The organism is Nonomuraea thailandensis (genome assembly GCF_024172165.1).
Lineage (GTDB): Bacteria > Actinomycetota > Actinomycetes > Streptosporangiales > Streptosporangiaceae > Nonomuraea > Nonomuraea thailandensis.
In genome coordinates this window covers 7,347,134-7,371,061 of the sequence record NZ_JAMZEB010000002.1, presented here as the reverse complement: position 1 = coordinate 7,371,061, position 23,928 = coordinate 7,347,134, and the positions used below count along the sequence as shown (strand labels likewise).

The window sequence follows — 23,928 nt, the reverse complement described above, 5'->3', positions numbered from 1 at the left end:
CGGGGGCCTGCCGGTCCGGCGATGAGTTCCGGCCCGGGCGCGGGTCTGTCATGACGAACGTCATCAGACACCACGGAGGACACCATGACGCTGCCCGGCCGCCCGCCGATCGTCGACCTGGCCACCTGGCAGAAGGCCCGGGACGAGCTCCTGGCCCGCGAGAAGGCCCACACCCGCGAGGGCGACGCCATCGCCGCCGCCCGCCGCCGGCTGCCGATGGTCGAGTTCGACGGGACGGTCGAGGTCGTCGGGCCCGCGGGCCCGGTGCCGTTCCTGGAGCTGTTCGAGGGGCGCGACGAGCTCGTGGTCTACAAGCACATGTGGTACGACGGCGCGCCGCACCAGGGGCAGTGCGAGGGCTGCACCACCACGGCCTGGCATCTGAAGGACGCCGTCTACCTCAACGCCCGCGGCGTCTCGTTCGCCATCGTGACCACGGGCGCGTGGGAGGAGGTGGCCTCCTACGTCGAGTTCATGGGCTACACCCAGCCCTGGTACTCCGTACGCGGCGTGGACGGGCCCGCCGGCGGGGCCATGGGCTACCTCACCAGCTACCTGCGCGACGGCGAGCGCGTGTTCCTCACCTATTCGACGACCGGGCGCGGCAACGAGCCCGCCAACGGATCCATGAACCTGCTCGACATGACGCCCTACGGCCGGGGCGAGGCGTGGGAGGACAAGCCCGAGGGCTGGCCCGAGGGGCGCGGTGCGTGCTGGTACTGGCGCTCGGACGCGGACGGGAACTCCTCCTGGGGCCCCACCAGCCGGCCCGTGCCGCAGTGGACCCGCCCCGGCGCCACCCCCGTGGAGACCCTCGGGCGGCGCGGGCACCACCACTGACCGGGCCCACGGTCCTCCGCCGGTTCCGCGCTCGACGAACAGCGCTCCGGCGGCGGCCGCCGCGTGTCTAGGGTCGGGGCATGGCTGGTGTTGCGCGCTACGACGAGATCGCCGACTTCTACGCGGCCGGCTGGACCGACGACATCGACGACCCGGCCTCGCGCCGCCTGCTCGACCTGCTGGAGCCGATCGGGGGCCGGCGCGTGCTGGAGATCGCCTGCGGTCACGGCCGGATCAGCCGCGCGCTGGCCCGCAGGGGCGCCGAGGTGGTGGGCGCCGACATCTCGGCCGCCCTGATCGGGAAGGCGGAGGCGGCCGAGCGCGAGTCCCCGCTCGGCATCCGGTACGTCCACACCGACGTCACGGCCGGTCCGGCGGAGGCAGGCGGGCCGCACGGCGAGCTGCGCGGTCTCGGGCCGTTCGACGTCGTGGTCTGCAGCTTCGGCCTGTCCGACATCGACGACCTGGACGGCGCCGTGGCCACCGCCGCCGCGGCCCTGCGCCCGGGCGGCGTCTTCGCCTGCTCGATCCTGCACCCCTGCTTCCCCGGCGGGCCGGGCGTGTCGGGCTCGTGGCCGGGCGGCGCGCGTTACCACGCCGAGGGCTGGTGGCGGGCGGACGGCGAGCTGTCGTCGCTGCGCCGCCAGGTGGGCGCCCACCACCGTACGCTCTCGACGTACCTCAACACCCTGCGCCGGCACGACCTGTGGGTGGAGGAGCTGGCGGAGCCCGAGCCCGCCCCCGAGTGGGCGTCGGAGCGGCCGGAGGCGGCCAGGTTCCCCGTGTTCCTCGTGCTGCGCTGCGTCAAGGGCGGCGTTGATCCCCGGCGCCCGCCATCGGCCGGCGACCAGGGCCCCCCGCCGGATGGCGACCAGGGCCCGCCATCGGCTGACGGCTAGAGCGCGGCCGCGGCCCCGTCGCCGGCGACGGCCACCGCGTGACGCGTCACCGCCAGCCCCTCCAGCAGGCACGTCAGCGCGAACTCGAACCGCCGCTCGCTGTCCCGCTCCACATCGATCTTCCTGCCGGCGGCCATCCGCCGGGCCAGCAGCGGGTGCCGCCCGGCGACGTCGCGCAGGTAGGCGGTGGTGGCGTGCTCGCTCCACTCGACCCCGCTCTCGCGCATCCGGGTCAGCGTGTCACGCCAGGCCACCTCGGCGATCACCGCGCCCACGACCTGATCGTTGACCGCCGCCATCGCGGCGTCGAGGTCGGCGTCGGCGAACCCGGCCCGCGACAGCAGCCGCAGGCCGGTCTCGGCCAGGGTGAAGGCGTTCGGGCCCAGGTTCGGCCTGACGGTCAGCTCGCGCAACGCCCACCGGTGGCGCAGCAGCATCGTGCGGGTGTCGCGGGCCAGCCCGGCCAGCCCGTGCCGCCAGTCGGGCTCGTCCGGGTCGGCCCTGACCTCGCCGAGCACCCGGTCCAGCGCCAGCTCCAGCACGTCGTCCTTGGTGCGTACATACCAGTACAGCGAGCCGGCCGTCACGCCGAGGTCGGTGGCGATCCGGCGCATGGACAGGCCGCGGTGCCCCTCGGCGTCCAGCACCGGCACGGCCGCGCCGACGATCTGGTCGCGGCTGAGCTGGCGGTCGCGCGGCGGCCGCTCGTGGCGCAGCCACACCGAACCGTCGGAGGAGTCTGAGACAGGCACCCACACACCGTACTCCTCCTTGACGATCAACGTTCATCAGGCTTATACGGCGTTCAAGGATGTTGAACGCTGTTCAGAAGCCTGCCGGACCGGTGCGTACGACAGAAGGCCGGTCCGCGTCGTAGGCTGCATGTCGCGCGCGACGAACAGGAGGCTGAGATGGCCGGGACGACGGTGGCCGAGGTGATGGCCGAGCTGGCGGCCCTCGAAGACCCGAAGATCCGCGAGGTGAACGAGAAGCACGGCGACGATCACGGCGTGAACCTCGGCAAGCTGCGCGCGGTCGCCAAGCGGCTGAAGACGCAGCAGGAGCTCGCGCGGCAGCTCTGGGCCACGGGCGACACCGCGGCGAGGCTGCTGGCGCTGCTGATCTGCCGCCCGAAGGCGTTCGAGCGCGACGAGCTGGACACCATGATGCGCGAGGCACGCGTGCCCAAGGTGCACGACTGGCTGGTGAACTACGTGGTCAAGAAGGGCCCGCACGCGGAGGAGCTGCGCCTGGCCTGGTTCGCGGACCCGGATCCGGTGGTCGCGAGCGCGGGCTGGGCGCTGACGACCGAGCGCGTGACGAAGAAGCCGGAGGGTCTCGACCTTCCCGGGCTGCTCGACCTGATCGAAGTGGGGATGAAGCACGCCCCGCAACGGCTGCAGTGGGCGATGAACCACTGCCTGGCGCAGATCGGGATCGACCACGCCGAGCACCGCGCCCGGGCCATCGGCATCGGCGAGCGCCTGGAGGTGCTCAAGGACTATCCGACCTCCCCGGGTTGCACGTCGCCGTTCGCGCCCATCTGGATCGACGAGATGGTGCGCCGGCAGCACGCCTAGGGTGCCGGCCCGTACTCGACCTGGTCGAGGCGGGTGATGTCGTGAACGTCGCGGGGCCACGGCATGCGGTTCATGCCCAGCGGTGCCGCTCGGTCTCCTGGTCGGCGGGGTAGAAGCTCTCGATGCGCAGCTCCTGGGCCGTGACGTCCTGCGGGGTGCCGACAGTGGTGATCATGGAGAAGTAGCTGACGGTCAGGCCGTCCTTGGCGAAGGTGACCGGGACGACGGGCAGGAGCGGGGCCGTGCGGTCGGGCCCGCGCGGGCCTTCGGGGAGCACCTCCTCCAGGAGGGCCCGCGTGGTGGCGTCCGGGATGCCGCCGACGGCCTCGCGGTGCACGCGCTGGATGAGGGCGGGGGCGACCTCGTCCCAGTTGGCGACATGAGGGCGCAGCTCGCGGGGGTCGAACATGAGCCTGATCACGTTGGCGGAGGCGGTCGCGGGCGGGGTGCCGCGCAGGTGGGCGAACATGACCTCGGCTGAGCGGTTGGCCTGGGTGATGTTCCAGTGGCGGTCCATGACCACGGCCGGGTGGGGCTCGTGGTGGGCCAGCACGCGCTCCAGTGCCGCCCGGATCGTGGCCATCGCGGGCTCGGCGATGGCCGACTCCCGGTAGGCGGGGGCGTACCCGGCGGCCAGGAGCAGGTCGTTGCGCTCGCGCAGCGGGATCTGCAGCGCGCCGGCCAGGGTCATGATCCACTCGCGGCTGGGGCTGGAGCGGCCGCTCTCGACGAAGCTGAGGTGGCGCGGCGAGACCTGGGCGTGGTGGGCCAGGGCGAGCTGGCTCATCCGCCGTACCCGCCGCCAGTGGCGCAGCAGATCACCGAGTGGTGTGCTCACCCTCACAGTGAACGGCCTCCGCCGCCCGCGCGCACTTCCCTCGCAGGGAATTGGAACGCCGCGCGCGGCGGCCGACAGTGAGGATCGGCCAGGGGGCGGGCTCCTGGCCATCCCGATGGAGGTCTTGAGATGACCGTCTTCACCGTTCACTCCGTCGAGTCGGCGCCGGAGGCGTCCAGGGAGCCGCTGGACGAGCTGCGGCGGCGGGTGGGATTCGTGCCCAACCTGGCCGGGCACATCGCCGGGTCCCCGGTCGCGATCGACGGGTTCAACCAGTTGCAGCGGGCGCTTCGCGAGTCCACGCTCACCGCCGCCGAGCGGGAGGTGGTCGGGATCGCGGTCAGTGTCGCGAACCGGTGCGCGTGGTCGGTGGCCGCGCACTCCGCCTTCGCCGAGCGGGCGGGCCTGGCGCCGGAGGTGATCGAGGCCCTGCGGGCGCGCAAGGACGATCTCGCCGACGAGCGGGCCACCGCGCTCGCCGCCTTCACCAGGGCGATCCTGCGCTCGGGCGGGCTGGTGGGGCGGGACGAGCTCGGGGCGGTGCTGGCCGCCGGGTACTCCGGGCCCCAGGTGCTGGAGGTGATCACTCAGGCCGCGTTCACGACCATGGCGAACTGGGTCGCGAACGTGGCCGGCACGCCCCTCGACGCCGCCCTGGCGGGCAAGGCCTGGGACGACCACGCCTGAGGCCGGCCGGGGGCGGCCGGGCATGGGAAGGCCGATGGCAGCCGCCCGGTCGCGGCTGCCATCGGAGGGGTCAGATCAGGAGCTGGGGCAGGTGTGGCGGTACTCCTCGATCGCCAGCCCGCTCGGCGGCGGGCACAGGAACCGCTCGTAGCGGGTGTCGTCGTCGACGAACCGCTTCAGCCAGGACACCATCGACTTGGCCATCGTGGTGTTGGTGGTCTGCGGGAAGAAGTGGCTGGCGTTGTTCAGCTCCAGGTACGCCTTCTCCGACGAGGACGGGATGCTGTTGTAGAACGGCTCCGAGTGCGTGGTGACCGAGGCGATGGAGTCGCTCTCACCACCGATGATCATCGTCGGGACGCGCACCCCCGACCACGACTTCGTCAGGTTCCAGGGCGCGAGCGGCACGGCCGCCTGCAGCGACGGCCGGTCGTTGGCCGCCTCCAGGGTGCCGCCGCCGCCCATCGAGTGACCGGCGACCGCGAGCCGCGACGGGTCGATGCGGCTGCGTACCGTGGCCGAGCTGTCCTCGACCAGGTAGTCGAGCGCCGCCAGGAGCTGGCGGCCCCGGCTGGCGGGCTGGTCGTAGACCGAGTTGGTCTCGATGCCGATCACGACGAAGCCGTGCGAGGCGATGCGCGGGCCGAGCCACGACAGGCTGGACCACCTGGCCGTGTACCCGGGCGAGATGGCGATCGCGCCGAACGTGCCCTGGCTGGTGTCGGTCGGGTAATAGATGGTGCCGCCGCCGAAGCCGGTCACGCCCAGCGAGGAGACGCTGGTCTGCGCGGTCGAGAACGGGCCGCGGCTGGCTTCGAGGATGGCGTCCGTGGGGTCGGGGCCGCGGTCGTACGGGCCCTGCGCCTGGGCGGGGGAGGCGGCCATCAGGGCGCCGCCGACCAGTGAGACGGTGAGGGCGAGCTTGGTCAACGTTCGCGCGCCGAACCGGGGGGTGGATAGCTGCACGTCGTCATACTCCCTGCTCATCGAGGGTGACTGCTGTCTGTCGCCATTGTTCGGATGCGCAGTCAGCCGTGCATCGGTGAAATCACCTGTCCTGGGATCAGGACATGAGCCTTACCAGTTCGACGCGGGAGCGGATGCCGAGGCGGCTGAAGATGTTCCTGAGGTGGTGCTCGACGGTGCGGCGGCTCAGGAAGAGCTGCTCGGCCACCTCCTTGTTCGTGGCGCCCTCGGCGACCATGCGGGCGATCTGCAGCTGCTGCGCCGTGAGCTGGCCCGTGGTCACGTCGAGCACCGGGCGCACGGGGTCGCCGGAGGCCCGCAGCTCGGTCCTGGCCTGCTCGGTCCACAGGCGGGCGTCGTAGCGCTCGAACGTCTCCAGCGCCGCGTGCAGGTGCGTCCTGGCCGCTCCGGGGCGCCGGTCGCGCCGCAGCGCGCTGCCGTACAGGAGCCTGGTACGGGCCGCCTCGAACTCGTACACCCCCTGCCCGTGCAGGTCGAGCGCCTCCCTGAACAGCTCCTCCGACTCGCCGGGCCCGGCCAGCAGCGCGCGGCAGCGGGACACCAGCGCGCGCAGGTCCGGGCTGCGCGTGCTGCCCACCCAGCGCTCCAGCACCCGCAGCGCGGCCCCGGCCGCCTCCTGGTCGCCGGTACGCGCGCACGCCTCGATGAAGTGCGGCGTGGCCATGACCCGGATGACGACGTGGTTGCTGTTGCGGCGCTCGGCCCGCAGCCGGTTGGCCGCGTCGGCGGGACGGCCCGCGGCCAGGTCCAGGTAGGCCAGCGCCCAGTTGCCGATCGCGCCCGCGATGCCCAGGTCGTGGGCGTCGGCCAGGCCGATGGCGGCGTCGGCGCGCACCCGGCACGTCTCCTGGTCGCCCTCGACGGCCGCCGTGATCGCCAGCCAGGCCAGGTGCTGGGCCGCCGTGTTGAGCTGGCCGGTCTCCTGCGCCAGGCGCAGGCCCTGGGCGGCGGTGGTGGCGACGGCGGCGTACCGGCCCATCCAGATCTCCGGGTAGATCGTGTACTCCAGGAGCTGCGGCATGGCCGAGACCGCGCCGCGCACGCGGGCCGCCTCGACGGCGCGGGCCGACAGCCGGTGGGCGGTGGCGTCCTCGCCGAGCAGCATGCTGGCCACGCACGCCCAGACGAGCACGGAGGGATCGCGCACGGACCCGGCCAGCTCCACCACCCGGCGCAGCGGCGCCGCCGCCTCCTGGTGGGAGCCGCTGAACGTGGAGGCCATGCCGGCGAGGTACTCGAACATGAGCTGCGTCGGCACCGCCTCGTCGGGGCGGCGCAGCGCGGCGGCCTGGCGGGCGATCGCGATGAACGCCCGGTTGTCGCCCGCGCGGTAGCTGGCGTCGGCGGCCCGCACCAGCGCGCGCACGCCCAGCATGCGGTGGCTCTCCAGGAGCCAGGTGGCCGCCGACAGCAGCTCCTCGCGGGCGTTGCCGGTCTCGCCGCCGAGCAGCTCCAGGCTGCCGTGCAGGAGCTGGACGTGGGCGCGCAGCTCGTCCGGGGCCGTGGGGTTGCGCAGCCTGGCCAGCAGGGAGCGGGCCACCTGGGGGCGTCCCGCCACCCACGCGTACCGGGCGGCGGCGGCCAGGCGCTCGGCCTTGGCCGGGTCGTGGGGGTCGGTGAGCTCGGCGGCGCGTTCCAGGGCCAGGTACGGCTCGGGGTGGGTGTGCGCGGGGTGGGCGTCCAATGCGGCGGCGGCCAGGTCGTCGGCCAGCGAGGCCGGGAGGCCGTCGAGGGCGCAGGCCCGGTGCCAGGCGCGGCGCAGGCCCTGCGACTCGTCCGCCCGCTCGTCCGCCCGCTCGTCCGTCCGCTCGCCCGCTCGTCCATCCGTCCGCTCGCCCGCTCGTTCGTCCGCGCTGAGGAGGGTGGCCAGCAGGCGGTGGGCGCTGCGCCGCCGTAACAGGGAAGCGCCGTAGTAGACGACGCCGCGCATGGCGGGGTCGCGGAAGTCGTACCGGTCGCCGGTGGAGTGCAGGACGCCCGCGCGTTCGGCCGGCTCCAGGGCCGTGAGCGCGCAGGACGGGCGGGCCGCGCGGATCAGCGTGGGCAGGTCGAGCCCGGGGTCGGCGGCGATCAGCAGGAGCAGCCGCTGGGCCTGAGCGGGAAGGGCGGCGAGCCGGCTCGTGTGCTCGCGCCACAACCGGCCGCCCCTGGGCAGCGTCACGGGCGGCGCGGCCAGGCCGGCGAGCTGGTCGGGGGTGAGCGAGCCGATCAGCTCGGCCAGCGCGAGGGGGTTGCCGTGAGCGATCTGGTCCAGCGCCGCCAGCAGGTCCTCGGCCACCTTCCCGGCCGCCAGGTCACCGGCCAGCTCCCGCACGGCCGCCGCGTCCAGCCTGCCCAGCGTCTGTACGGGCACGCCGTCCAGGCCGTCCAGCGCCTGTGCGGGAACGCCTTCCGGCTCGTGGGGCGTCCGCCGGGCGCCCTCCGGGGCGCGCTCGCCTTCCCTGGCCGTGAACAGCAGCGCCACGGGTTCCCCCGACACGCGCCTGGCCACGAACGACAGCGCCTGCCTGCTGCCGGCGTCCAGCAGGTCCACGTCGTCCACGCAGGCCAGCACCGGCCGCTCGGCGGCCACCGCCGACAGCAGCCCGAGCACGGCCGCGGGCAACGCCAGCCCGCCGGCCCCCGTACCGGACTCCAGCGCCGCCATCAGGGCGCGCGCCTGCGCGCCGGGCAGGGAGGCGGCGCCCGCGGCGACCGGCCGCAGCAGGCCGTGCAGCCCGGCGTACGGCAGCCGCGACTCGGACTCGACCCCCGAGACCCGCAGCACCCGGAAGCGGGGGCCGGCGTGCGCGACGGCCAGGTCGAGCAGCGCCGTCTTCCCCATGCCCGGCGCGCCCGCGAGGAGCAGCGCCCCACCGGAGCCGTCACGGGCGTGGTCGAGCAGCCGCAGCAGGGCGCGTTCCGCCTCGCCCCGGCCGCGTAACAGAGGCTTGTCAGAAGACACGTCGCCAGTGTTACGCGCAGATGTCAGGACTTAAAGGGGAGACTGGTGATTTCACCGATACGGGCTCCGTGCCCGCTTCCTCGACAGGCGGCCGGAGACGGCCGGGACCAGCCCGTGCGGCATGAACAGCACCACCACGATCAGCACGAGAGCGTAGACCGCGTACGACAGCACGCTCGGCGCGTACGTCGGCATCCCCGGCAACGACGCCAGCAGGTCCAGCCCCTGCACCAGCAGCGTGATCGCGGTGGCCCCCACGACCGCGCCCCAGATCGTCCCCAGCCCCCCGACCACCGCCATCACGATGTACTGGATCGAGATGAGCACGGGGAACGACCCCGGCGCCACGTACCCGGTGTAGAAGCAGTAGATCCCCCCGGCCAGCCCCGCGAACGTGGCCGACAGCGCGAAGACCACCAGCTTGTACCGCCCCACCGGGATACCCGAGGACGCCGCCGCCGTCTCGCTGGTGGCCAGGGCCCGCAGCGCGCGTCCGGGCCGGGAGGTGATGACGTTGTGGGTGACCAGCATGACCAGGGCCAGCCCCGCCCACGTCAGGTACGCGTACACCGAGGCGTTCGTGGCCTCGAACGAGCCCACGGCGAACTGCGGGATGCCCTGCAGCCCGATGTCCCCGCCGGTGAACTCGAGCTGCCCCGCCAGCGACAGCAGGATGAGCTGCATGGCGAGCGTGGCGAAGGCCAGGTGGTGGCCGCGCAGCCGCAGCAGCGGGACGCCGATGACGAGGGCCGAGAGCGCGGCCGCCACGGGCGCGGCGACCAGGCCGGCCAGCGGGGGAGCGCCGCTCAGCGCCAGCAGGGCGGCGGTGTAGGCGCCGATGGCGTAGAAGGCGCCCTGGCCCAGCGACACCTGCCCGGCGTACCCCATGAGCAGCGACACCCCGACCGTGACCATGGCTGCCAGGCCGAGCAGGATGTAGACGGCCAGTGCGCTGTCGTCGAGCACGGCGGGCAGGGCGAGCGTCACGACGGCGACCAGCAGCCCGGCCGCGAGCCCGAGCCGCCTGGTCATGCGGTCTCCTGCGAGATGGCCGAGCGGCGACCGGCCTGCACGATCATGACGACGAGCATGAGACCCAGCGCGACCTCCAGTTGGTGCGAGCCGTAGCCGTACCCGGCGGCCATGGTCTCGGCCACGCCCAGCAGCAGCGCGCCGATGAGCGTGACCACGGGACGGGTGAGCGCGCCGAAGACGGCCGCGGCGAAGCCGTTCACGATGAGCGTGACGTCCGTGTCGAACGAGATCGGCCGCAGCGGCGTGACCAGCACCCCGGCGATGCCGCCGAGCAGCCCGCCCAGCGCGAACGCCAGCAGCCCCATCCGCCGGGTGTCGATGCCGACGACGCGGGCGGCGTACGGGTTGGAGGCGCACGCGGTCAGCGCCTTGCCCAGGTAGGTGCGGCCGAAGAAGAGCGCGAGCAGGACGAACGTCGCCGCCGCCACGCCGATGACCAGCAGGTGCTGGGTCTGGATGCGGGCTCCGGCCAGCGTCACCGAGCCCGCCAGGCCGGGCGCCGAGCGCGGCTGGTCGCCCCACAGCACGATCTCGACCGCGTACGCGAGCACGCCCACGCCGAGCGTGACGATCAGCGCCGACAGCGGCGTGGTGCCCGGCCTGCCGACGGCGGCCAGCCCGGTCAGCAGGCCCGCCAGCGCCGCGGCCAGGACGGCGGCCACCTCGCTGACCCCGTGCGGGAAGCCCAGCCCGAGCAGGGAGGACGTGCACAGCCCCGCGACCACGGCGAACGTGCCCTGCGCGAAGTTGACCACGCCGGTGACCCGGTGGATGACGACCAGGCCGCTGGCGATGAGCGCGATGGCCGAGCCGACCGCGAGCCCGTTGAGGAGGTAGGTGAGGAAGGCGCTCATGTGATCGCCCCGCCCAGGTAGGCGCTGGCCACCCGCGGGTCGCCGGCCAGCTCGGCGCTCTCGCCCTCGGTCACCACCCGCCCCGACTCCAGCACGTACGCCCGCCGGCACAGCTCGAAGGCCAGCCGGGCGTTCTGCTCGATGAGCAGCACGGTCAGCCCCCGGGTCCGGTTCAGCTCGGCCAGGTGCCCGGCCAGGTCGGCGGTGACGTTGGGGGCCAGGCCGAGCGACAGCTCGTCCACGACCAGCGCGTCGGGGCGCGACATCATGGCCCGGCCGAAGGCCACCATCTGCTGCTCGCCGCCGGACAGCACCGCGGCCCGGCGCGAGGAGAGCTCGGCCAGGCGGGGCAGGAGCTCGTACACGGGGGAGGGGTCGCGCTGCCCGGAGCGCCAGCCGCCCAGCGCCAGGTTGTCGGCGACGGATAAATCCGGAAAAAGCTGGCGGCCTTCGGGGATCAGCGCGAGCCGCCCGCCGACCCGGACCGTGCCCGAGGCGGGCTTGAGCAGCCCTGCCAGGGTGTTGGCCAGCGTCGACTTGCCGGCGCCGTTCGGGCCGAGCAGGGCCACCATCTCGCCCTCGGCGACCGTGAGCGTGACGTGGTCCAGCGCGGTCGCCGTGCCGTACGAGACCACCAGGTCCTGGACGTCGATCATGAGGCCTGTCCGAGGTAGGCGGCCAGCACCAGCGGGTCGGCGCGCACCTCGGCCGGCGGGCCGTCGGCGATGACCTGGCCCAGGTCGAGCACCACGACGCGGTCGGCCAGCCGGGTCACGAACGCCACGTCGTGCTCGATGAGCAGGATCGTCAGCCCGCCGGCGCGCAGCTCCTCCACCAGCGCCGCCAGCCGCTCGCGCTCCTCGCCGCGCAGCCCGGAGGCGGGCTCGTCGAGCAGCAGCAGCCGGGGCCGCGCGCACAGGGCGCGGGCCAGTTGCAGCGCCCGCTGCTGGCCGATCGGCAGCCGGTCGGCGGGCCGGTCCGCCCACTCCGCCAGGCCCACGCGCTCCAGGGCGGCGGCGGCCTCGGCGGCGATCTCCCGCTCGTCGGCCCGGTGCCGGGGCAGCCGCAGCGCCGCCGAGACGAACCCGGCCCGCGTGTGCCCGTGCGCGCCCACCATGACGTTCTCCTCGACCGTCATGCCGCGGAAGACGCGGGCCGCCTGGAAGACGATCGACATGCCCAGCCGGGCGCGGCGGTGCGGGGGGAGCCGGTCCACGCGCTGCCCGAGGAAGGAGATGCGGCCCTGGTCGGCCGCCAGGTGCCCGGTGATCAGGTTGAACAGGGTGGACTTGCCGGCTCCGTTCGGGCCGATGACGCCGCAGACTTCGCCGTCCGCGACGCTCAGCGAGACGTCGCGGACGGCGTAGACGCCTCCGAAGGAGCGGGAGAGCCCGGTGACGGTCAGCACGCGCCCCTACCCCTGCGCGTTGACGGTCTTGGTGAGCTGCTCCTTGGCCCATTCGGTGGGGACGAACCGGCCGTTCTTCACCGTGTTGACCGAGATGAACTCGGGGGACAGCCCGGAGTGGTCGGTGGCGGAGTAGCGGAAGCGGCCGTTCGGGGTGATCAGGTCCATGGACTCCAGGGCCTGCTGGACCTTGGTCTTGTCGGTGCTGTTCGCCTTCCTGACGGCCTCGAACAGCAGCAGCGAGGCGCTGTAACCGTCCTGCGCGAACTGCGGCGGCGGGTAGCCGTGCTTCTGCTCGTACGGGCCCGCCATCTGGTCGATGACCTGCTTCTGCTTGCCCTCGGGCAGGTGGTCGCCGACCACGCCGATTGCGCTCTGCACGGTCATGCCCTCGGCCTGGGCGCCCATCGGCTCCAGCCACAGCTTGCTGGCCTGCGAGGCCGTCAGGAACAGCGGCGTCTTCAGCCCCGAGGCCACGTACTGCTTGGCGGCCGTCACGCCGGGCGCGCCCGAGCCCCAGAACACCAGCGCCTCGGCCCTGGAGTCGCGCACGTGCGTGAACATGGCGCTGAAGTCGGAGGTGGTGGTCTCGTACGGCTCGTCCACGGCGATGGTGACGCCGTACTTCGGGGCCAGCTCGACCATGGACTCGTGGCCGGAGACCGAGTACGCGCTCTTGGAGTCCCACGCCACGGCGATCGTCCTGATGCCCTCGGCCTGGATGTACTGCAGGTAGCGCTCGGCGTACATGCTGGACAGGGCGGGGGTGACGAAGATGTACGACTTGATCGGCTCCACCTGCTCCTGGGCCGGGGCCAGCGACAGGTACGGCATCTTGTCGCGCTGCGCGAGCGGCTCGACCGCGAGCGCCGAGTTGGAGAACACCGGCCCGATCAGTGCGTCGATCTCCCCCTTGATCTGGTTGTAGGCCACGATGCCCTGGTCGGGGGCGGTCTTGTCGTCCCGGGTGACCAGCTCCACCTTGCGGCCCAGCAGGCCGCCCTGCGCGTTGACCTGCTCGACGGCCAGCTCCACGGCCTTCTTGTCCTCGCTGCCGAGCGGCGTGTAGTTGCCGGTCAGGGAGACGATGAGGCCCACCTTGATGGGATCCGCCTGGCCGCTCGACCCGCCCCCGCCGCCGCCACATGCCGTCGTGGCCAACAACAGGCAGACCAGGGACGGAAGAAACCTGCGCATCAGGACCTCCTGGGCCGGGTGGCCCCAAAAGTAGGCAGGTACATTACGGCTGTCAATAGAGTGCCTAATATCCGGAGACAAGCTGTTATGCGGCCTCAATCGGTGATTCTCACCTTCCTCGGCGACCACGTATACGGCCGCGGGATCTGCGTCTCCTCGCGGAGCTTCATCGAGGCCTTCGGCAAGGTGGGGATCTCGGAGGAGGCCACCCGCTCGACGCTGACCCGGATGGTGCGCCGCGGGCTGCTGCGCCGCCGGCGCTCGGGCCGGCGCATGTACTTCGGCCTCACCCCGGCCAGCGCCGAGGTGCTCAAGGACGGCGAGCGGCGCATCTGGCACAGCGGCGTGGTCAACGACGCCGACGAGGACAGGTGGACGCTGATCGGCTTCTCGCTGCCGGAGTCGTGGCAGCGCCAGCGGCACGAACTGCGGTCGAGGCTGGTCTGGGCCGGGTTCGGGCCGCTGCAGAACGGGTTGTGGATCGCTCCAGGGGACGTGGACGCCACGGGCGTGATCGAGGACCTGGGCGCGAACGTCAAGGTGTTCGCCGCCGAGCCGCGCCGTCCCACCGACATGCAGGCCCTGGTGGGGGAGGCCTACGACCTGGCCTGCCTGGGCGAGCGGTATCGGGCGTTCCTGCGCCGCTGGGACCGGGCCGACCCGGCCCCGGAGGCCACCGACGACCTGGCGCGGTCGCTGATGCTGCTCACCGGCTGGTTGCAGATCATCAGGACCGATCCGCGGCTGCCGCTGCGGTACCTGCCGGACGACTGGCCGGCGGAGAAGGCGCAGCGGGTCTGCCACACGCTGCACGAGCGGTTCGCGCCGGAGGCGGGGCGGATCGTGGCGGGGCTGCTCGACACCGTTCCCGAGGAAAGTTCGGCAGAACGGTGACAGCCATCGCATAGTGGCCTAATTTGGGTCCGGGAGTCGCCGATGCGTAATCAGGGGATTGGCTCGTGGCCGGCACGCAGGGCACGCATGACGCCTGACAGGGTCGCGCTGTCGTACAAGGACCGTCACTACACCTACCGTGAGCTGCGGGATCGCGTGAACAGGCTGGCCCGCGCGCTCGACGTGCGGCGCGGCGACCGGGTCGCCTTCCTCGGGGCCAACCAGCCCGCCCTGGTGGAGACGCTCTTCGCGGCGGGGCTGCTCGGAGCGGTGTTCGTGCCGCTCAACGCGCGGCTGGCCGGGCCGGAGCTGCGCTTCATCCTGGAGGACGCCGAGCCGGCGCTGCTCGTGCTGGGCGAGGAGCGGGACGGCGAGGGGCTGCCGGGCCGCCACCTGCGGGCCGCCGACTACGAGGCCCTGCTCGCGTCGGGCTCGCCCGAGCCGGTGGACGAGCCGGTGAGCCAGGACGACGTGTGCCTGATCATGTACACCTCCGGCACCACGGGCAGGCCCAAGGGCGCCATGCTCACCCACGCCAACCTCACCTGGAACACGGTCAACCTGCTCGTGGACGTGCCGCTGGGGCACGACGAGGTGGCGCTGATCGGCGCGCCCCTGTTCCACATCGCGGCGATGGGGCAGGCGCTGATCCCGACCGTGCTCAAGGGCGGGCGGGCCGTGCTGGAGCCGTCGTTCGACGTGGGGCGCGCGTTCGACCTGATCGAGAGCGAGCGGGTGACGCTGATCGCCGGGGTGCCGACGATGTTCCAGTTCCTCGCGCAGTCGCCGCGCTGGGCGGGGGCCGACCTGTCGAGCCTGCGGCACCTGCTGTGCGGGGGAGCGCCGGTGCCCGAGCCGCTGATCCAGGCCTACCAGGAGCGCGGGCTGACGTTCATGCAGGGGTACGGCATGACGGAGACCGCGCCGGGAGCGCTGTTCCTCGGGGCCGACCGCGCCGCCGCCAAGGCGGGAACGGCCGGGGTGCCGTGCTTCTTCTCCGACGTGCGGCTGGTCGCGCCCGACGGCTCGCCCGCCGCCCCGGGCCGGCCCGGCGAGCTGTACGTGCAGGGCCCCAACGTGATGCCCGGCTACTGGCGGCGCCCGGAGGAGAGCGCCGAGGTCCTGTCGGCGGACGGGTGGTTCCGCTCCGGGGACGTGGGCGTCGCCGACGAGGACGGGTACGTGCGCATCTCCGACCGGGTCAAGGACATGATCATCTCCGGTGGCGAGAACATCTATCCCGCCGAGGTGGAGAGCGCCCTGTACGAGCACGGCGCGGTCGCCGAGTGCGCGGTGATCGGCGTGCCGGACGAGAAGTGGGGCGAGGTGGGCAAGGCCCTGGTCGTGCTCAAACCCGGCTCGGCGGAGTCCGCGGAGGAGTTGCTGAAGCACCTGGACGGCCGCCTGGCCCGCTTCAAAGTCCCGAAATATCTGGAATTCGTGGCCGAACTGCCTAAGAACGCGGCGGGCAAGCTCCTCAAGGCCCCGCTGAGAAAGCTCCATGGAAAGGGATGACCCATGATGCGTACCTCCCCGCCCTTCCGCGCCGACCACGTCGGCAGCCTGCTCCGACCGGCCGAGCTGTTGCGCGCCCGGCAGACCCTCACCGGTGACGCGCTGCGCGAGGCCGAGGACGCGGCGATCAGGGACGTGGTACGCAAACAGCGGGACGCGGGCCTGCAGAGCGCCACGGACGGCGAGTTCCGCCGGGCCTCCTGGCACATGGACTTCATCTACCGGCTGGAAGGCATCGGCCAGGCCGCCGACGAGCACATCACGGTGCGCTTCCACAACCAGCAGGGGGACCTGGAGTACACCCCGGCGGCGCTGCGCGTGCACGACCGGATCCGGCTGAGCGAGCCGATCTTCGCCGACGACTTCGCGTTCCTGCGCGAGTGCGTCTCCGGAGGGGTCACGCCCAAGCTGACCATCCCCTCGCCCAGCATGGTCCACTACCGGGGCGGGCCCGCCGCGATCGACCCCCAGGTGTACCCGGACGTGGAGGAGTTCTGGCGGGACCTGAGCGCGGCCTACGCCGAGCAGGTGCGCAGGATCGGCGCGCTCGGGTGCACCTACCTCCAGTTCGACGACACCAGCCTGGCCTACCTGAACGACCCGTCGCAGCGGGCCGAGCTGACCGAGCGCGGCGACGACGCCGACCACCTGCACCTGCGCTACATCAAGCAGATCAACGCCGCGCTCGCGGCCAGGCCCGCCGGCATGACGATCACCACGCACATGTGCCGCGGCAACTTCCGCTCCTCCTGGGTAGCCTCGGGCGGCTACGACTTCGTCGCCGAGGCGCTGTTCAACGAGCTGAACGTGGACGGGTTCTTCCTGGAGTTCGACGACGAGCGGTCGGGCGGCTTCGAGCCGCTGCGGTTCGTGCCGCCCGGGAAGATGGTGGTGCTCGGGCTGGTGACGACCAAGCGCGGGGAGCTGGAGTCGAAGGACGCGCTCAAGCGGCGCATCGACGAGGCGGCCAAGTACGTCGACCTCGACCAGCTCTGCCTGTCGCCGCAGTGCGGCTTCTCCTCCACGGTGGAGGGCAACGAGCTCACCGAGGAGCAGCAGTTCGCCAAGATCCGGCTGATCGCGGAGACGGCGCGGGAGGTCTGGGGCTGACTCACAGGTGGCCGTCGAGGAACCCCCGGACGGTCTCGGCGAGCCGCTGCCGGTGGTCGGACAGGGCGTGGTCGGTGTGCCACTCGTGATGCTCGGCCCCCGCGAACGCCGCCACCAGCGGCCGATGGTGCACGGCGGCCGGGGTCACCGGGTCGTCGGAGGTGCCGATCAGCAACACCGGCCGCCCGGCGAGCCGGGGAGCCAGGCCGGCCAGGCTCCACCGCTCGCCCGCCCGTTCCATCTCGGCCACCAGCGCCTCGCCGCTCGTCCCGCGCAGGGGCAGCAGGTCCTCCCCGAACGCCTCGACGTAACGGGCACGGGACTCAGACCCGAGCGAGCGGGCCACCGTACCGAAGTCGAAGCCCGACACCGACACGACGGCGGAGACGGACGGGTCGGCGGCGGCGGTCATCAGCGCGGCGAACCCGCCGGCGCTGTGCCCGAACAGCGCCAGCCGTCCCGGATCGAGCCGGTGCGCCGAGACGAACGGCTCGGCGCGCACGGCGCGGGCCACGGCGGCGGCGTCCTCCAGCACGTTCGCCCAGGACCAGGTGCCGCCCATGCCCCAGGAGCCGCGGTAGTGGAAGGCGACGGCGGCGTAGCCGGCCGACCGCAGCGCCTGGGCCAGGTCCAGGCTGCGCTCGTTGCCGGGGAAGCCCTGCAGGAGCAGCACGACCGGGTGCGGCCCCGGCCCGGCCGGCAGGTGCAGCAGGCCCGCGAGGGTGACGCCGCCGCTCTCGAACGTCACGGCGGGAGTGGCTGCTCGCATGATGTTCCTCCATAGATCGAACCGATCGGTACGATAGCAGGGATCGAACCGATGAGTACCATCTAGGGGTGCCTGTACCGAAGGGAAGCACCCTGGACCCGGAGCGGACCCGGGCCGCGATCATCGACACGGCCATGCCGATCCTGTACGAGCGCGGGCTCGACGGCGTCGGCGTGGCCGAGCTGTGCGCCGCCGTCGGTGTGTCGAAGGAGACGCTCTACCGGCACTTCGGCTCCAAGGAGGGGCTGATCGAGGCGGTGCTGGAGGCCCGCAGCGACCGGGTGACCAGGTGGCTGCGCACGGCCGCGGAGTCGGCGGGGGAGGAGCCCGCCGACCAGCTCGGCGCCGTGTTCGACGCGCTGGTGGAGTGGCACGCCGAGCCGGAGTTCCGCGGCTGCGCGCTGCTCAACGCCGCCGCCCAGCACCACCGGGCGCCCGAGCTGGACATGGCGGGGCGGCACCTCGAACGCCGGCTGGGGCTGCTCGCCGGGATCGCCACCAGGGCGGGGGCGGCCGATCCGGAGGCGCTGGCCCGCCAGTGGCTCGTCCTGGTGACGGGCTGCACCGTCGTCGCCGACCAGCACCCGGGCACGCCGCACGCGGCCCGCCTCGCCCGCGAGGCCGCACTCACGCTGCTCGCGGCGGCGCGGGCTCGCGCCTAGAACGGCGCGACCCTGGCGCGGCGCCGGCTCCTGCCCGGGCGGCGTGACCCTGCCGCGGCGCGGGGTCGTGCCCGGGCGGCGGGACCTCCGCTCCCGCCGCCTCGCGGCTCGGTCACCGCAGCGAGCGGAGGCCGTCGCGGACCTCTCGCACGAACAGCCGCGGCTGCTCCCAGGCGGCGAAGTGCCCGCCCTCGTCGAGGCGGTTGTAGTGCACGAGCTCGGGATAGGCCCGCTCCGCCCAGCTCTTCGGAGCCTGGAAGAGCTCGTCGGGGAAGACGCTCACGGCGACAGGGATCGACACGCCCTTGACGGCGAAGAACGGGAACCTGTTCTCCGCGTAGAGCCGTGCCGCGGAGATCCCGCTCCGGGTCAGCCAGAAGTGCGTGATGTTGTCCAGGACGTCGTCGCGGGTGAGACCTGCGCTCTCGCCGGCGAACACCCGGGAGATCAGCGCCAGGCTGGCCGCGTCATGGTCGAGCATGAACGCCGCCAGGGCGACGGGCGAGTCCACCAGCCCGGTCAGCGTCTGCGGGCGCGAGCCCATCATGAGGGCGTAGGCGACGTGCTTCCAGACGAAGTCGAGCTGCTCGCAGGCGCGCCTCTCCTCGTCCGTCAGATCGGCCGGCAGCGAGGCGAGGGCGTTGTTCGCGCCGGTGATGTCGGACTGGAACAGCCTGTCGATCCCGGGCGGAACGACGCCGGCCATGTTGGTGTGGATGCCCAGCAGCCCCGCAGGAGCCTGCGCGGCCATCAGGTCCACCACGATCGCGCCCCAGTCGCCGCCCTGGGCCGCGAACCGGGTGTAGCCGAGGCGCCTCATGAGCTCCGCCCAGGCGCGCCCGATGCGGTCCGGGCCCCAGCCGGTCGTCGCCGGCTTGCCTGAGAAGCCGTAGCCGGGCATCGACGGGATGACCACGTGGAAGGCGTCCGCCGCGGTGCCTCCGTGAGCCGTCGGATCGGTGAGCGGCTCGATGATCTTCAGTTGCTCGATGACCGAGCCCGGCCATCCGTGGCAGACGATGAGCGGCAGGGCGTCCTCGTGCTTGGAGCGGACGTGGATGAAGTGGATGTCCAGCCCGTCGATCTCGGTGACGAAGTTCGGCAGCGCGCCGAGCCTCGCCTCGCACCTGCGCCAGTCGTACTCGTCGGCCCAGTAACGCGCGAGCTCCTGGATGGTCGCGAGCTGCACGCCCTGTGACTGGTCGGTGACGGTCTCCCTCTCCGGCCAGCGGGTCGCCGCGATGCGCGCGCGCAGGTCCTGGAGCTCGCGTTCGGGGACGACGGGAATCGTGAACGGGCGGATCGCGGGGGTTTCGGACATGGCTGTCTCCTCGGTCGGCAGGCGGCCCTGTGCCGCCTGGCCTGACCACGATCGCCCAGGTGGGAGGGGTATCGCCCCCGGGGGAACCCCGGGGATCGGCCCGTGGTCGCACCCTGGGGCACAGGGCACAAAACTGTCGAAATGTCGCAAATGGGACTAAACTCGGTGGGAGCATGACCGGTAGTGGCCGCGCGGAGCACCTCCGCGGCGCGCCAGGAAGGTCGAGCCCATGGGCGTGTTCGCCACCATCGACACCCGGGCGGCACTGCGAGGCCGCGACCGCGAGCTGACCGCACTCGGGCGGGCTCTGGCCATGGCGCGGTCGGGAAGCAGCGCGGTCCTGGTGTTGCGGGGCGAGGCGGGCATCGGCAAGACCGCGCTGCTGGAGCACACGACGCGCCGGGCGACCGGGTTCCGGATCGTCGGCATCGCCGGTGTCCAGTCGGAGATGGAGCTCGCGTTCGCGGGCCTGCACCAGCTCTGCGGGCCCCTGCTGGACGGGCTCGACGCCCTGCCGGGGCCGCAGCGCGACGCCCTGTCCGTCGCGTTCGGGATCCAGGAGGGCGAGGCGCCGAACCGGTTCCTGGTGGGCCTGGCCGCGCTCGGCCTGCTGGCCGGCGCGGCCAGGGACCGGCCGCTGCTCGTCCTCGTCGACGACGCGCAGTGGCTCGACGACGGATCCACGCAGGCGCTGGCGTTCGTCGCCAGGCGCCTGATGGCCGAGCAGGTGGCGCTGATCTTCACGGTGCGGGAGCCCGAGGACGCCCGGGGCCTGGCCGGGCTGCCGGAGCTGACCGTCGAGGGCCTCGACGAGCCCGACGCCAGGGCCGTGCTGGCCTCGGCCGTCCACGTGCCGCTCGATCCGCCGGTACGCGACCGGATCGTCGCCGAGGCGCACGGCAACCCGATGGCCCTGCTGCACCTGCCCCGCGCCCTCGCCCCCGCCGAGCTGGCGGGCGGCTTCTGGCTCCCCGGCAGGCAGCCTCTGGCGAGCCGCCTCGAGAACGCCTTCCACCAGCGGTTCCGCACGCTTCCCGAGGACAGCCGCCGGCTCCTGCTGATCGCCGCGGCCGACCCCACCGGCGACGCCGGCTTGTTGTGGCACGCGGCGGGCCTCCAGGGGATCCCGGCGCAGGCCGCCGTGCCGGCCGAGGCCGCGGGGCTCGTCGAGCTCGGCAGCGGTGTACGTTTCCACCACCCGCTGGTGCGCTCCGCCGTCTATCAGCGGGCGTCCGCTCCGGACCGGCGGGCCGCGCACCGGGCACTGGCACAGGCCACCGATCCCGACCGCGATCCCGACCGCCGGGCGTGGCACCGCGCCCACGCCGCGGCCCGTCCCGACGAGAGCGTCGCCGTGGACCTGGAGCTCTCGGCCGGCCGGGCACACGCCAGGGGAGGAGCCGCGGCGGCGGCGGCGTTCCTGCGCCGCGCGGCGGAGCTGACACCCGACCCCGCCCGCCGGGTCGCCCGCGCGCTGGACGCCGCCCAGGCCGCGATCGACGCCGGCGGGCCCGCACAGGCGCGGACCCTGCTCGACGCCGCCGAGGCCGGCCCGCTCGACGACCTGCACAGAGCCAGGCTCGAACGGCTGCGCGCCCGGCTGGTGTACGCCCGGGTGCGCGGGAACGACGCGCCCCGCCTCCTGCTCGACGCCGCGCACCGGCTGGCGCCGCTGGACGCAGCCCTCGCCCGTGACACCCTGCTGGAGGCCGTCGGCGCGGCCGTCTTCGCCGGCCGGCTCAGCACCGGCCCCGGGCAGCGCGAGGTGGCCGAGGCGGCCCGTGCCGGACCACCACCGCCCGGGCCGCCGCGCATGGTGGACGTCCTGCTCGACAGCGTGGCCGGTCTGATCATCGACGGCCACGCCGCCGGCGCCCCCGCGCTCCGGCACGCGCTGGACGTCGTACGCGAGCAGCGCACGTCCGGCGCGACGGACGCCGAGAGGCGCTGGTTGTGGCTGGCGTTCCGGGTGACGCCCGAACCCCTGGCGCCCGAGCTGTGGGACGACGACGCCTGGCACGAGCTGGCCGAGGGCGCCGTCACGTGCGCCCGGGAGGCGGGGGCCCTGTCCGTCCTGCCGATGGCGCTGACCTACCAGGCGGGCTTCCTGCTGCACGCCGGCGAGTTCGACGCCGCGGCGGCGCTGATCGGCGAGGCCACGGCGATCTCGGAGGCGACGGGCGGCGCGCCCATGATGTACACGTCCCTGGTGCTGGCGGCCTGGCGTGAGGAGGAGTCCGAGGCGCTCGACCACATCGCGACGACCGCCATGGAGGTGGGGACGCGCGGGGAGGGCCGCGCGCTCGGCCTGGCCGAGTACGCGACCGCGGTCCTGTACAACGGCCTCGGCCGCTACGACGCCGCGCTGGAGGCCGCCAGGCGGGCCTGCCAGTACGAGGACCTGGGGTTCTTCGGCTGGGCGCTGGCCGAGCTCGTCGAGGCCGCCGTCCGGTGCGGCCGGCCGGAGCTCGCCGCGCCCGCGCTGGAGTCGCTCACCGAGCGTACGCGCGCCAGCGGCACCGAGTGGGCGCTGGGCATGGCGGCCCGCTCGCGGGCGCTGCTGAGCGACGATCGGGACGCCGACGCGCTCTATCGGGAGGCCATCGAGCACCTGGGCCGCTGCCGGGTCACGGTCCACCTGGCCCGCGCCCGGCTGCTGTACGGCGAATGGCTGCGGCGGCGCAACCGCCGGCAGGAGAGCCGCGCCCAGCTGCGCCCGGCGCACGAGACGTTCAGCGGGGCCGGAGCCTGCGGCTTCGCCGAGCGTGCGCGCCGGGAGCTGCTGGCGACCGGGGAGACCGTTCGCAAGCGCACCGTCTCCGCCGCGGCCGAGCTCACCAGCCAGGAGGCGCAGATCGCGGGGCTGGCCAGGATCGGGCACACCAACGACGAGATCGCCGCCCGGCTGTTCATCAGCCCGCGCACGGTGGAGTGGCACCTGGGCAACGTCTTCGCCAAGCTGGGGGTCAGCTCCCGCCGGCATCTGCGTACGGCGCTGGCCGCGCCGAGGACGCCGGCGACGCACCGCGGCCATCCGCTGCCCCGTCGTCCGTAGCGGCCTGAGCGACGATGCCGGTGCGGTCAGAGGGTGACGACCGAGGCGGTGTGGCGGGCGCGTTCGGCGGCCCAGACCACCCGATGCGTCATCAGGCTCTCCGCCGCGTCCGACCGCAGCAGCGAGGCGTCACCCGAGGCGACGGCGGCGAGGAAGGCCTCCGTCAGCCCTTCGTCCCCGCCCCCGTGCCCGTCCGCGGCCGAAGGCCCCGCCAGGTCCTGCGTGTGCACGACCTCCTCGCCGCCCGTGCGGAAGTCCACCACGCGCAGGCTCAGCCCGTCGCCGTCGATGTGCCCGTGGGTGCCGAACAGGCGGGTGCGGCGGTGCTCCATCGGGGTGAACGCGCTCATCGTGAACGAGCACGTCGCCCCGTCGTCGAACTCCATCACCACCTCCTGGTGATCGACCACGTCGTTGTCGCACGCGTACACGCACCTGCCGTACGGCCCGGTGCGCAGCGCGTCGAGCACCGCCTCCTCCGTGCGCCCCGGCGTGACCGCCGACAGCGGCCAGAACTCGCTGCCGGGATCCCCGAGACATCCCAGGTACAGGCGCGGCGCCGAGTACGGGCAGGACGGCTCCAGCGGGCAGTCGAGGCACCGGTCGGCCGCCTCGGCCGGCCGCTCGGAGGCGCGGAAGTGCGACAGCGAGCCGAACGACGACACCCGGACGGGCGGCCGGCCGAACAGGTGCACCAGCCAGTCGATGTCGTGGCACGCCTTGGCCAGCAACATCGGCGCCGAGGTGTCCTGGCGGCGCCAGTGCCCGCGCACGAACGAGTGCGCCTGGTGCCACCACCCCACCGGCTCCAGGTGCTGCACGCTGACGAGCCGCCCGATCCGTCCCGAGTCCAGCAGCTCCTTCACCACCCGCGTGTACGGCGTGTACCGCAGCACGTGGCAGACCGCGAGCATGATGCCGTTGCGCTCGGCGGCGTCGGCGATCATGACGGACTCCTCCTCGTCCGTCGCCATCGGCTTCTCCAGGAGAATGTGGTAACCGAGGTCCGCCAGCGTCACCGCGGGGTCGGTGTGCAGCCGGTCGTGGGTGGCGATGATCGCCGCGTCCGCGAGCCGCCCGGCCGCCGCCAGCTCCTTCCAGTCGTCGTAGGCCAGCTCCGGCCGGATCCCGAACTCCGCCGCGAACGCCGCCCGCCGCCCCGGGTCGGGCTCGGCCACCGCCACCACCCGCCCCGCGCCCGCGGCGTGCGCGTGGCGTGCGTAGGTCAGCCCTCGCAGGCCCCCGCCGACGACGGCTAGAGTCACCTCAGTCATGGAACCTTCCCCGAAGAAATATCATGGAGAGCATCATTATTCGGTCTGAGGAAGCGGAC

Annotated in this window: 21 protein-coding genes; 9 read left to right on the top strand and 12 right to left on the bottom strand. The window is 73.3% G+C overall.

The window, feature by feature from the left end; translation table 11 throughout:
- Positions 1-84 precede the first annotated feature (84 nt).
- Positions 85-840, top strand: a complete 756-nt coding sequence (locus HD597_RS37605; RefSeq protein WP_253748620.1) for a DUF899 domain-containing protein — start codon at positions 85-87, stop codon at positions 838-840.
- Positions 841-920: 80 nt separating this feature from the next.
- Positions 921-1,739: a class I SAM-dependent methyltransferase gene (locus tag HD597_RS37600; RefSeq protein ID WP_253748618.1), complete on the top strand. Its 819-nt coding sequence runs from the start codon at positions 921-923 to the stop codon at positions 1,737-1,739.
- Here the strand turns inward: HD597_RS37600 and HD597_RS37595 are convergent.
- Entirely contained in the window at positions 1,736-2,491 is a 756-nt protein-coding gene (locus tag HD597_RS37595; protein ID WP_253748616.1) for a TetR/AcrR family transcriptional regulator, read from the bottom strand. The genes HD597_RS37600 and HD597_RS37595 overlap by 4 nt on opposite strands.
- A 159-nt stretch (positions 2,492-2,650) precedes the next feature.
- On the opposite strand from HD597_RS37595, the gene HD597_RS37590 reads away from it, so the two are divergent.
- On the top strand, positions 2,651-3,319 hold the full coding sequence (locus HD597_RS37590) for a DNA alkylation repair protein (RefSeq protein ID WP_253748614.1): 669 nt from the start codon (positions 2,651-2,653) through the stop codon (positions 3,317-3,319).
- 70 nt (positions 3,320-3,389) lie between these two features.
- Here HD597_RS37590 and HD597_RS37585 read toward each other — a convergent pair whose 3' ends face one another.
- The gene (locus HD597_RS37585) at positions 3,390-4,157 is read right to left on the bottom strand and encodes a helix-turn-helix domain-containing protein (protein WP_253748612.1); all 768 of its coding nucleotides are present in this window, start codon (positions 4,155-4,157) and stop codon (positions 3,390-3,392) included.
- Positions 4,158-4,286: 129 nt separating this feature from the next.
- Between HD597_RS37585 and HD597_RS37580 the strand changes: the two genes are divergently transcribed.
- A complete protein-coding gene (locus tag HD597_RS37580; RefSeq protein WP_253748610.1) occupies positions 4,287-4,844 on the top strand; it encodes a carboxymuconolactone decarboxylase family protein in 558 nt (185 codons plus the stop codon).
- Positions 4,845-4,919: 75 nt separating this feature from the next.
- Here the strand turns inward: HD597_RS37580 and HD597_RS37575 are convergent, their stop codons facing one another.
- From HD597_RS37575 to HD597_RS37545, 7 genes are all read right to left on the bottom strand, one after another.
- Positions 4,920-5,831 (bottom strand): alpha/beta hydrolase family protein, encoded by a 912-nt coding sequence (locus tag HD597_RS37575; RefSeq protein WP_372513450.1) that lies wholly within the window; start codon positions 5,829-5,831, stop codon positions 4,920-4,922.
- Between the two features lie 76 nt (positions 5,832-5,907).
- Positions 5,908-8,775: a helix-turn-helix transcriptional regulator gene (locus HD597_RS37570; protein ID WP_253748608.1), complete on the bottom strand. Its 2,868-nt coding sequence runs from the start codon at positions 8,773-8,775 to the stop codon at positions 5,908-5,910.
- 51 nt (positions 8,776-8,826) lie between these two features.
- The gene (locus tag HD597_RS37565; RefSeq protein ID WP_253748606.1) at positions 8,827-9,807 is read right to left on the bottom strand and encodes a branched-chain amino acid ABC transporter permease; all 981 of its coding nucleotides are present in this window, start codon (positions 9,805-9,807) and stop codon (positions 8,827-8,829) included.
- The gene (locus HD597_RS37560) at positions 9,804-10,664 is read right to left on the bottom strand and encodes a branched-chain amino acid ABC transporter permease (RefSeq protein WP_253748604.1); all 861 of its coding nucleotides are present in this window, start codon (positions 10,662-10,664) and stop codon (positions 9,804-9,806) included. The genes HD597_RS37565 and HD597_RS37560 overlap by 4 nt, the downstream gene beginning before the upstream one ends.
- Positions 10,661-11,320: an ABC transporter ATP-binding protein gene (locus HD597_RS37555; RefSeq protein ID WP_253748602.1), complete on the bottom strand. Its 660-nt coding sequence runs from the start codon at positions 11,318-11,320 to the stop codon at positions 10,661-10,663. The genes HD597_RS37560 and HD597_RS37555 overlap by 4 nt, the downstream gene beginning before the upstream one ends.
- On the bottom strand, positions 11,317-12,072 hold the full coding sequence (locus HD597_RS37550) for an ABC transporter ATP-binding protein (protein WP_253748600.1): 756 nt from the start codon (positions 12,070-12,072) through the stop codon (positions 11,317-11,319). The genes HD597_RS37555 and HD597_RS37550 overlap by 4 nt, the downstream gene beginning before the upstream one ends.
- A gap of 6 nt (positions 12,073-12,078) precedes the next feature.
- A complete protein-coding gene (locus HD597_RS37545) occupies positions 12,079-13,269 on the bottom strand; it encodes an ABC transporter substrate-binding protein (RefSeq protein ID WP_253748598.1) in 1,191 nt (396 codons plus the stop codon).
- Positions 13,270-13,371: 102 nt separating this feature from the next.
- Here HD597_RS37545 and HD597_RS65045 point away from each other — a divergent pair, with 102 nt between their 5' ends.
- The 3 genes from HD597_RS65045 (at position 13,372) to HD597_RS37525 (ending at position 16,788) form a co-directional block, all read left to right on the top strand.
- Positions 13,372-14,163: a PaaX family transcriptional regulator gene (locus HD597_RS65045; protein WP_308210764.1), complete on the top strand. Its 792-nt coding sequence runs from the start codon at positions 13,372-13,374 to the stop codon at positions 14,161-14,163.
- An 87-nt stretch (positions 14,164-14,250) separates the two neighbouring features.
- Positions 14,251-15,678 carry an acyl-CoA synthetase gene (locus HD597_RS37530; protein ID WP_253748596.1) on the top strand — a complete coding sequence of 476 codons (1,428 nt, stop codon included), beginning with the start codon at positions 14,251-14,253 and terminating at the stop codon, positions 15,676-15,678.
- 3 nt (positions 15,679-15,681) lie between these two features.
- Positions 15,682-16,788, top strand: coding sequence for a 5-methyltetrahydropteroyltriglutamate--homocysteine S-methyltransferase (locus HD597_RS37525; protein WP_253748594.1), 1,107 nt, complete (start codon positions 15,682-15,684; stop codon positions 16,786-16,788).
- Between the two features lies 1 nt (position 16,789).
- Here HD597_RS37525 and HD597_RS37520 read toward each other — a convergent pair whose 3' ends face one another.
- On the bottom strand, positions 16,790-17,557 hold the full coding sequence (locus HD597_RS37520; RefSeq protein WP_253748592.1) for an alpha/beta hydrolase family protein: 768 nt from the start codon (positions 17,555-17,557) through the stop codon (positions 16,790-16,792).
- 68 nt (positions 17,558-17,625) lie between these two features.
- Between HD597_RS37520 and HD597_RS37515 the strand changes: the two genes are divergently transcribed.
- On the top strand, positions 17,626-18,219 hold the full coding sequence (locus HD597_RS37515; protein WP_253748590.1) for a TetR/AcrR family transcriptional regulator: 594 nt from the start codon (positions 17,626-17,628) through the stop codon (positions 18,217-18,219).
- A gap of 112 nt (positions 18,220-18,331) precedes the next feature.
- Here the strand turns inward: HD597_RS37515 and HD597_RS37510 are convergent, their stop codons facing one another.
- Entirely contained in the window at positions 18,332-19,540 is a 1,209-nt protein-coding gene (locus tag HD597_RS37510; protein WP_253748588.1) for an epoxide hydrolase family protein, read from the bottom strand.
- A gap of 229 nt (positions 19,541-19,769) precedes the next feature.
- Here HD597_RS37510 and HD597_RS37505 point away from each other — a divergent pair, with 229 nt between their 5' ends.
- Positions 19,770-22,595: an AAA family ATPase gene (locus tag HD597_RS37505; protein ID WP_253748586.1), complete on the top strand. Its 2,826-nt coding sequence runs from the start codon at positions 19,770-19,772 to the stop codon at positions 22,593-22,595.
- Positions 22,596-22,621: 26 nt separating this feature from the next.
- On the opposite strand, the gene HD597_RS37500 is transcribed toward HD597_RS37505, so the two are convergent.
- Complete coding sequence (locus HD597_RS37500) at positions 22,622-23,869, bottom strand: Gfo/Idh/MocA family protein (RefSeq protein ID WP_253748583.1); 1,248 nt, start codon at positions 23,867-23,869, stop codon at positions 22,622-22,624.
- Positions 23,870-23,928 lie beyond the last annotated feature (59 nt).

Coding starts and splice junctions, on each gene's coding strand:
- HD597_RS37605 (WP_253748620.1), top strand. CDS start 85: ATGACGCTGCCCGGCCGCCCGCCGATCGTCGACCTGGCCACCTGGCAG.
- HD597_RS37500 (WP_253748583.1), bottom strand. CDS start 23,869: ATGACTGAGGTGACTCTAGCCGTCGTCGGCGGGGGCCTGCGAGGGCTG.
- HD597_RS37600 (WP_253748618.1), top strand. CDS start 921: ATGGCTGGTGTTGCGCGCTACGACGAGATCGCCGACTTCTACGCGGCC.
- HD597_RS37560 (WP_253748604.1), bottom strand. CDS start 10,664: ATGAGCGCCTTCCTCACCTACCTCCTCAACGGGCTCGCGGTCGGCTCG.
- HD597_RS37565 (WP_253748606.1), bottom strand. CDS start 9,807: ATGACCAGGCGGCTCGGGCTCGCGGCCGGGCTGCTGGTCGCCGTCGTG.
- HD597_RS37575 (WP_372513450.1), bottom strand. CDS start 5,831: ATGAGCAGGGAGTATGACGACGTGCAGCTATCCACCCCCCGGTTCGGC.
- HD597_RS37545 (WP_253748598.1), bottom strand. CDS start 13,269: ATGCGCAGGTTTCTTCCGTCCCTGGTCTGCCTGTTGTTGGCCACGACG.
- HD597_RS37580 (WP_253748610.1), top strand. CDS start 4,287: ATGACCGTCTTCACCGTTCACTCCGTCGAGTCGGCGCCGGAGGCGTCC.
- HD597_RS37505 (WP_253748586.1), top strand. CDS start 19,770: ATGGGCGTGTTCGCCACCATCGACACCCGGGCGGCACTGCGAGGCCGC.
- HD597_RS37525 (WP_253748594.1), top strand. CDS start 15,682: ATGATGCGTACCTCCCCGCCCTTCCGCGCCGACCACGTCGGCAGCCTG.
- HD597_RS37510 (WP_253748588.1), bottom strand. CDS start 19,540: ATGTCCGAAACCCCCGCGATCCGCCCGTTCACGATTCCCGTCGTCCCC.
- HD597_RS37520 (WP_253748592.1), bottom strand. CDS start 17,557: ATGCGAGCAGCCACTCCCGCCGTGACGTTCGAGAGCGGCGGCGTCACC.
- HD597_RS37530 (WP_253748596.1), top strand. CDS start 14,251: ATGACGCCTGACAGGGTCGCGCTGTCGTACAAGGACCGTCACTACACC.
- HD597_RS37590 (WP_253748614.1), top strand. CDS start 2,651: ATGGCCGGGACGACGGTGGCCGAGGTGATGGCCGAGCTGGCGGCCCTC.
- HD597_RS37555 (WP_253748602.1), bottom strand. CDS start 11,320: ATGATCGACGTCCAGGACCTGGTGGTCTCGTACGGCACGGCGACCGCG.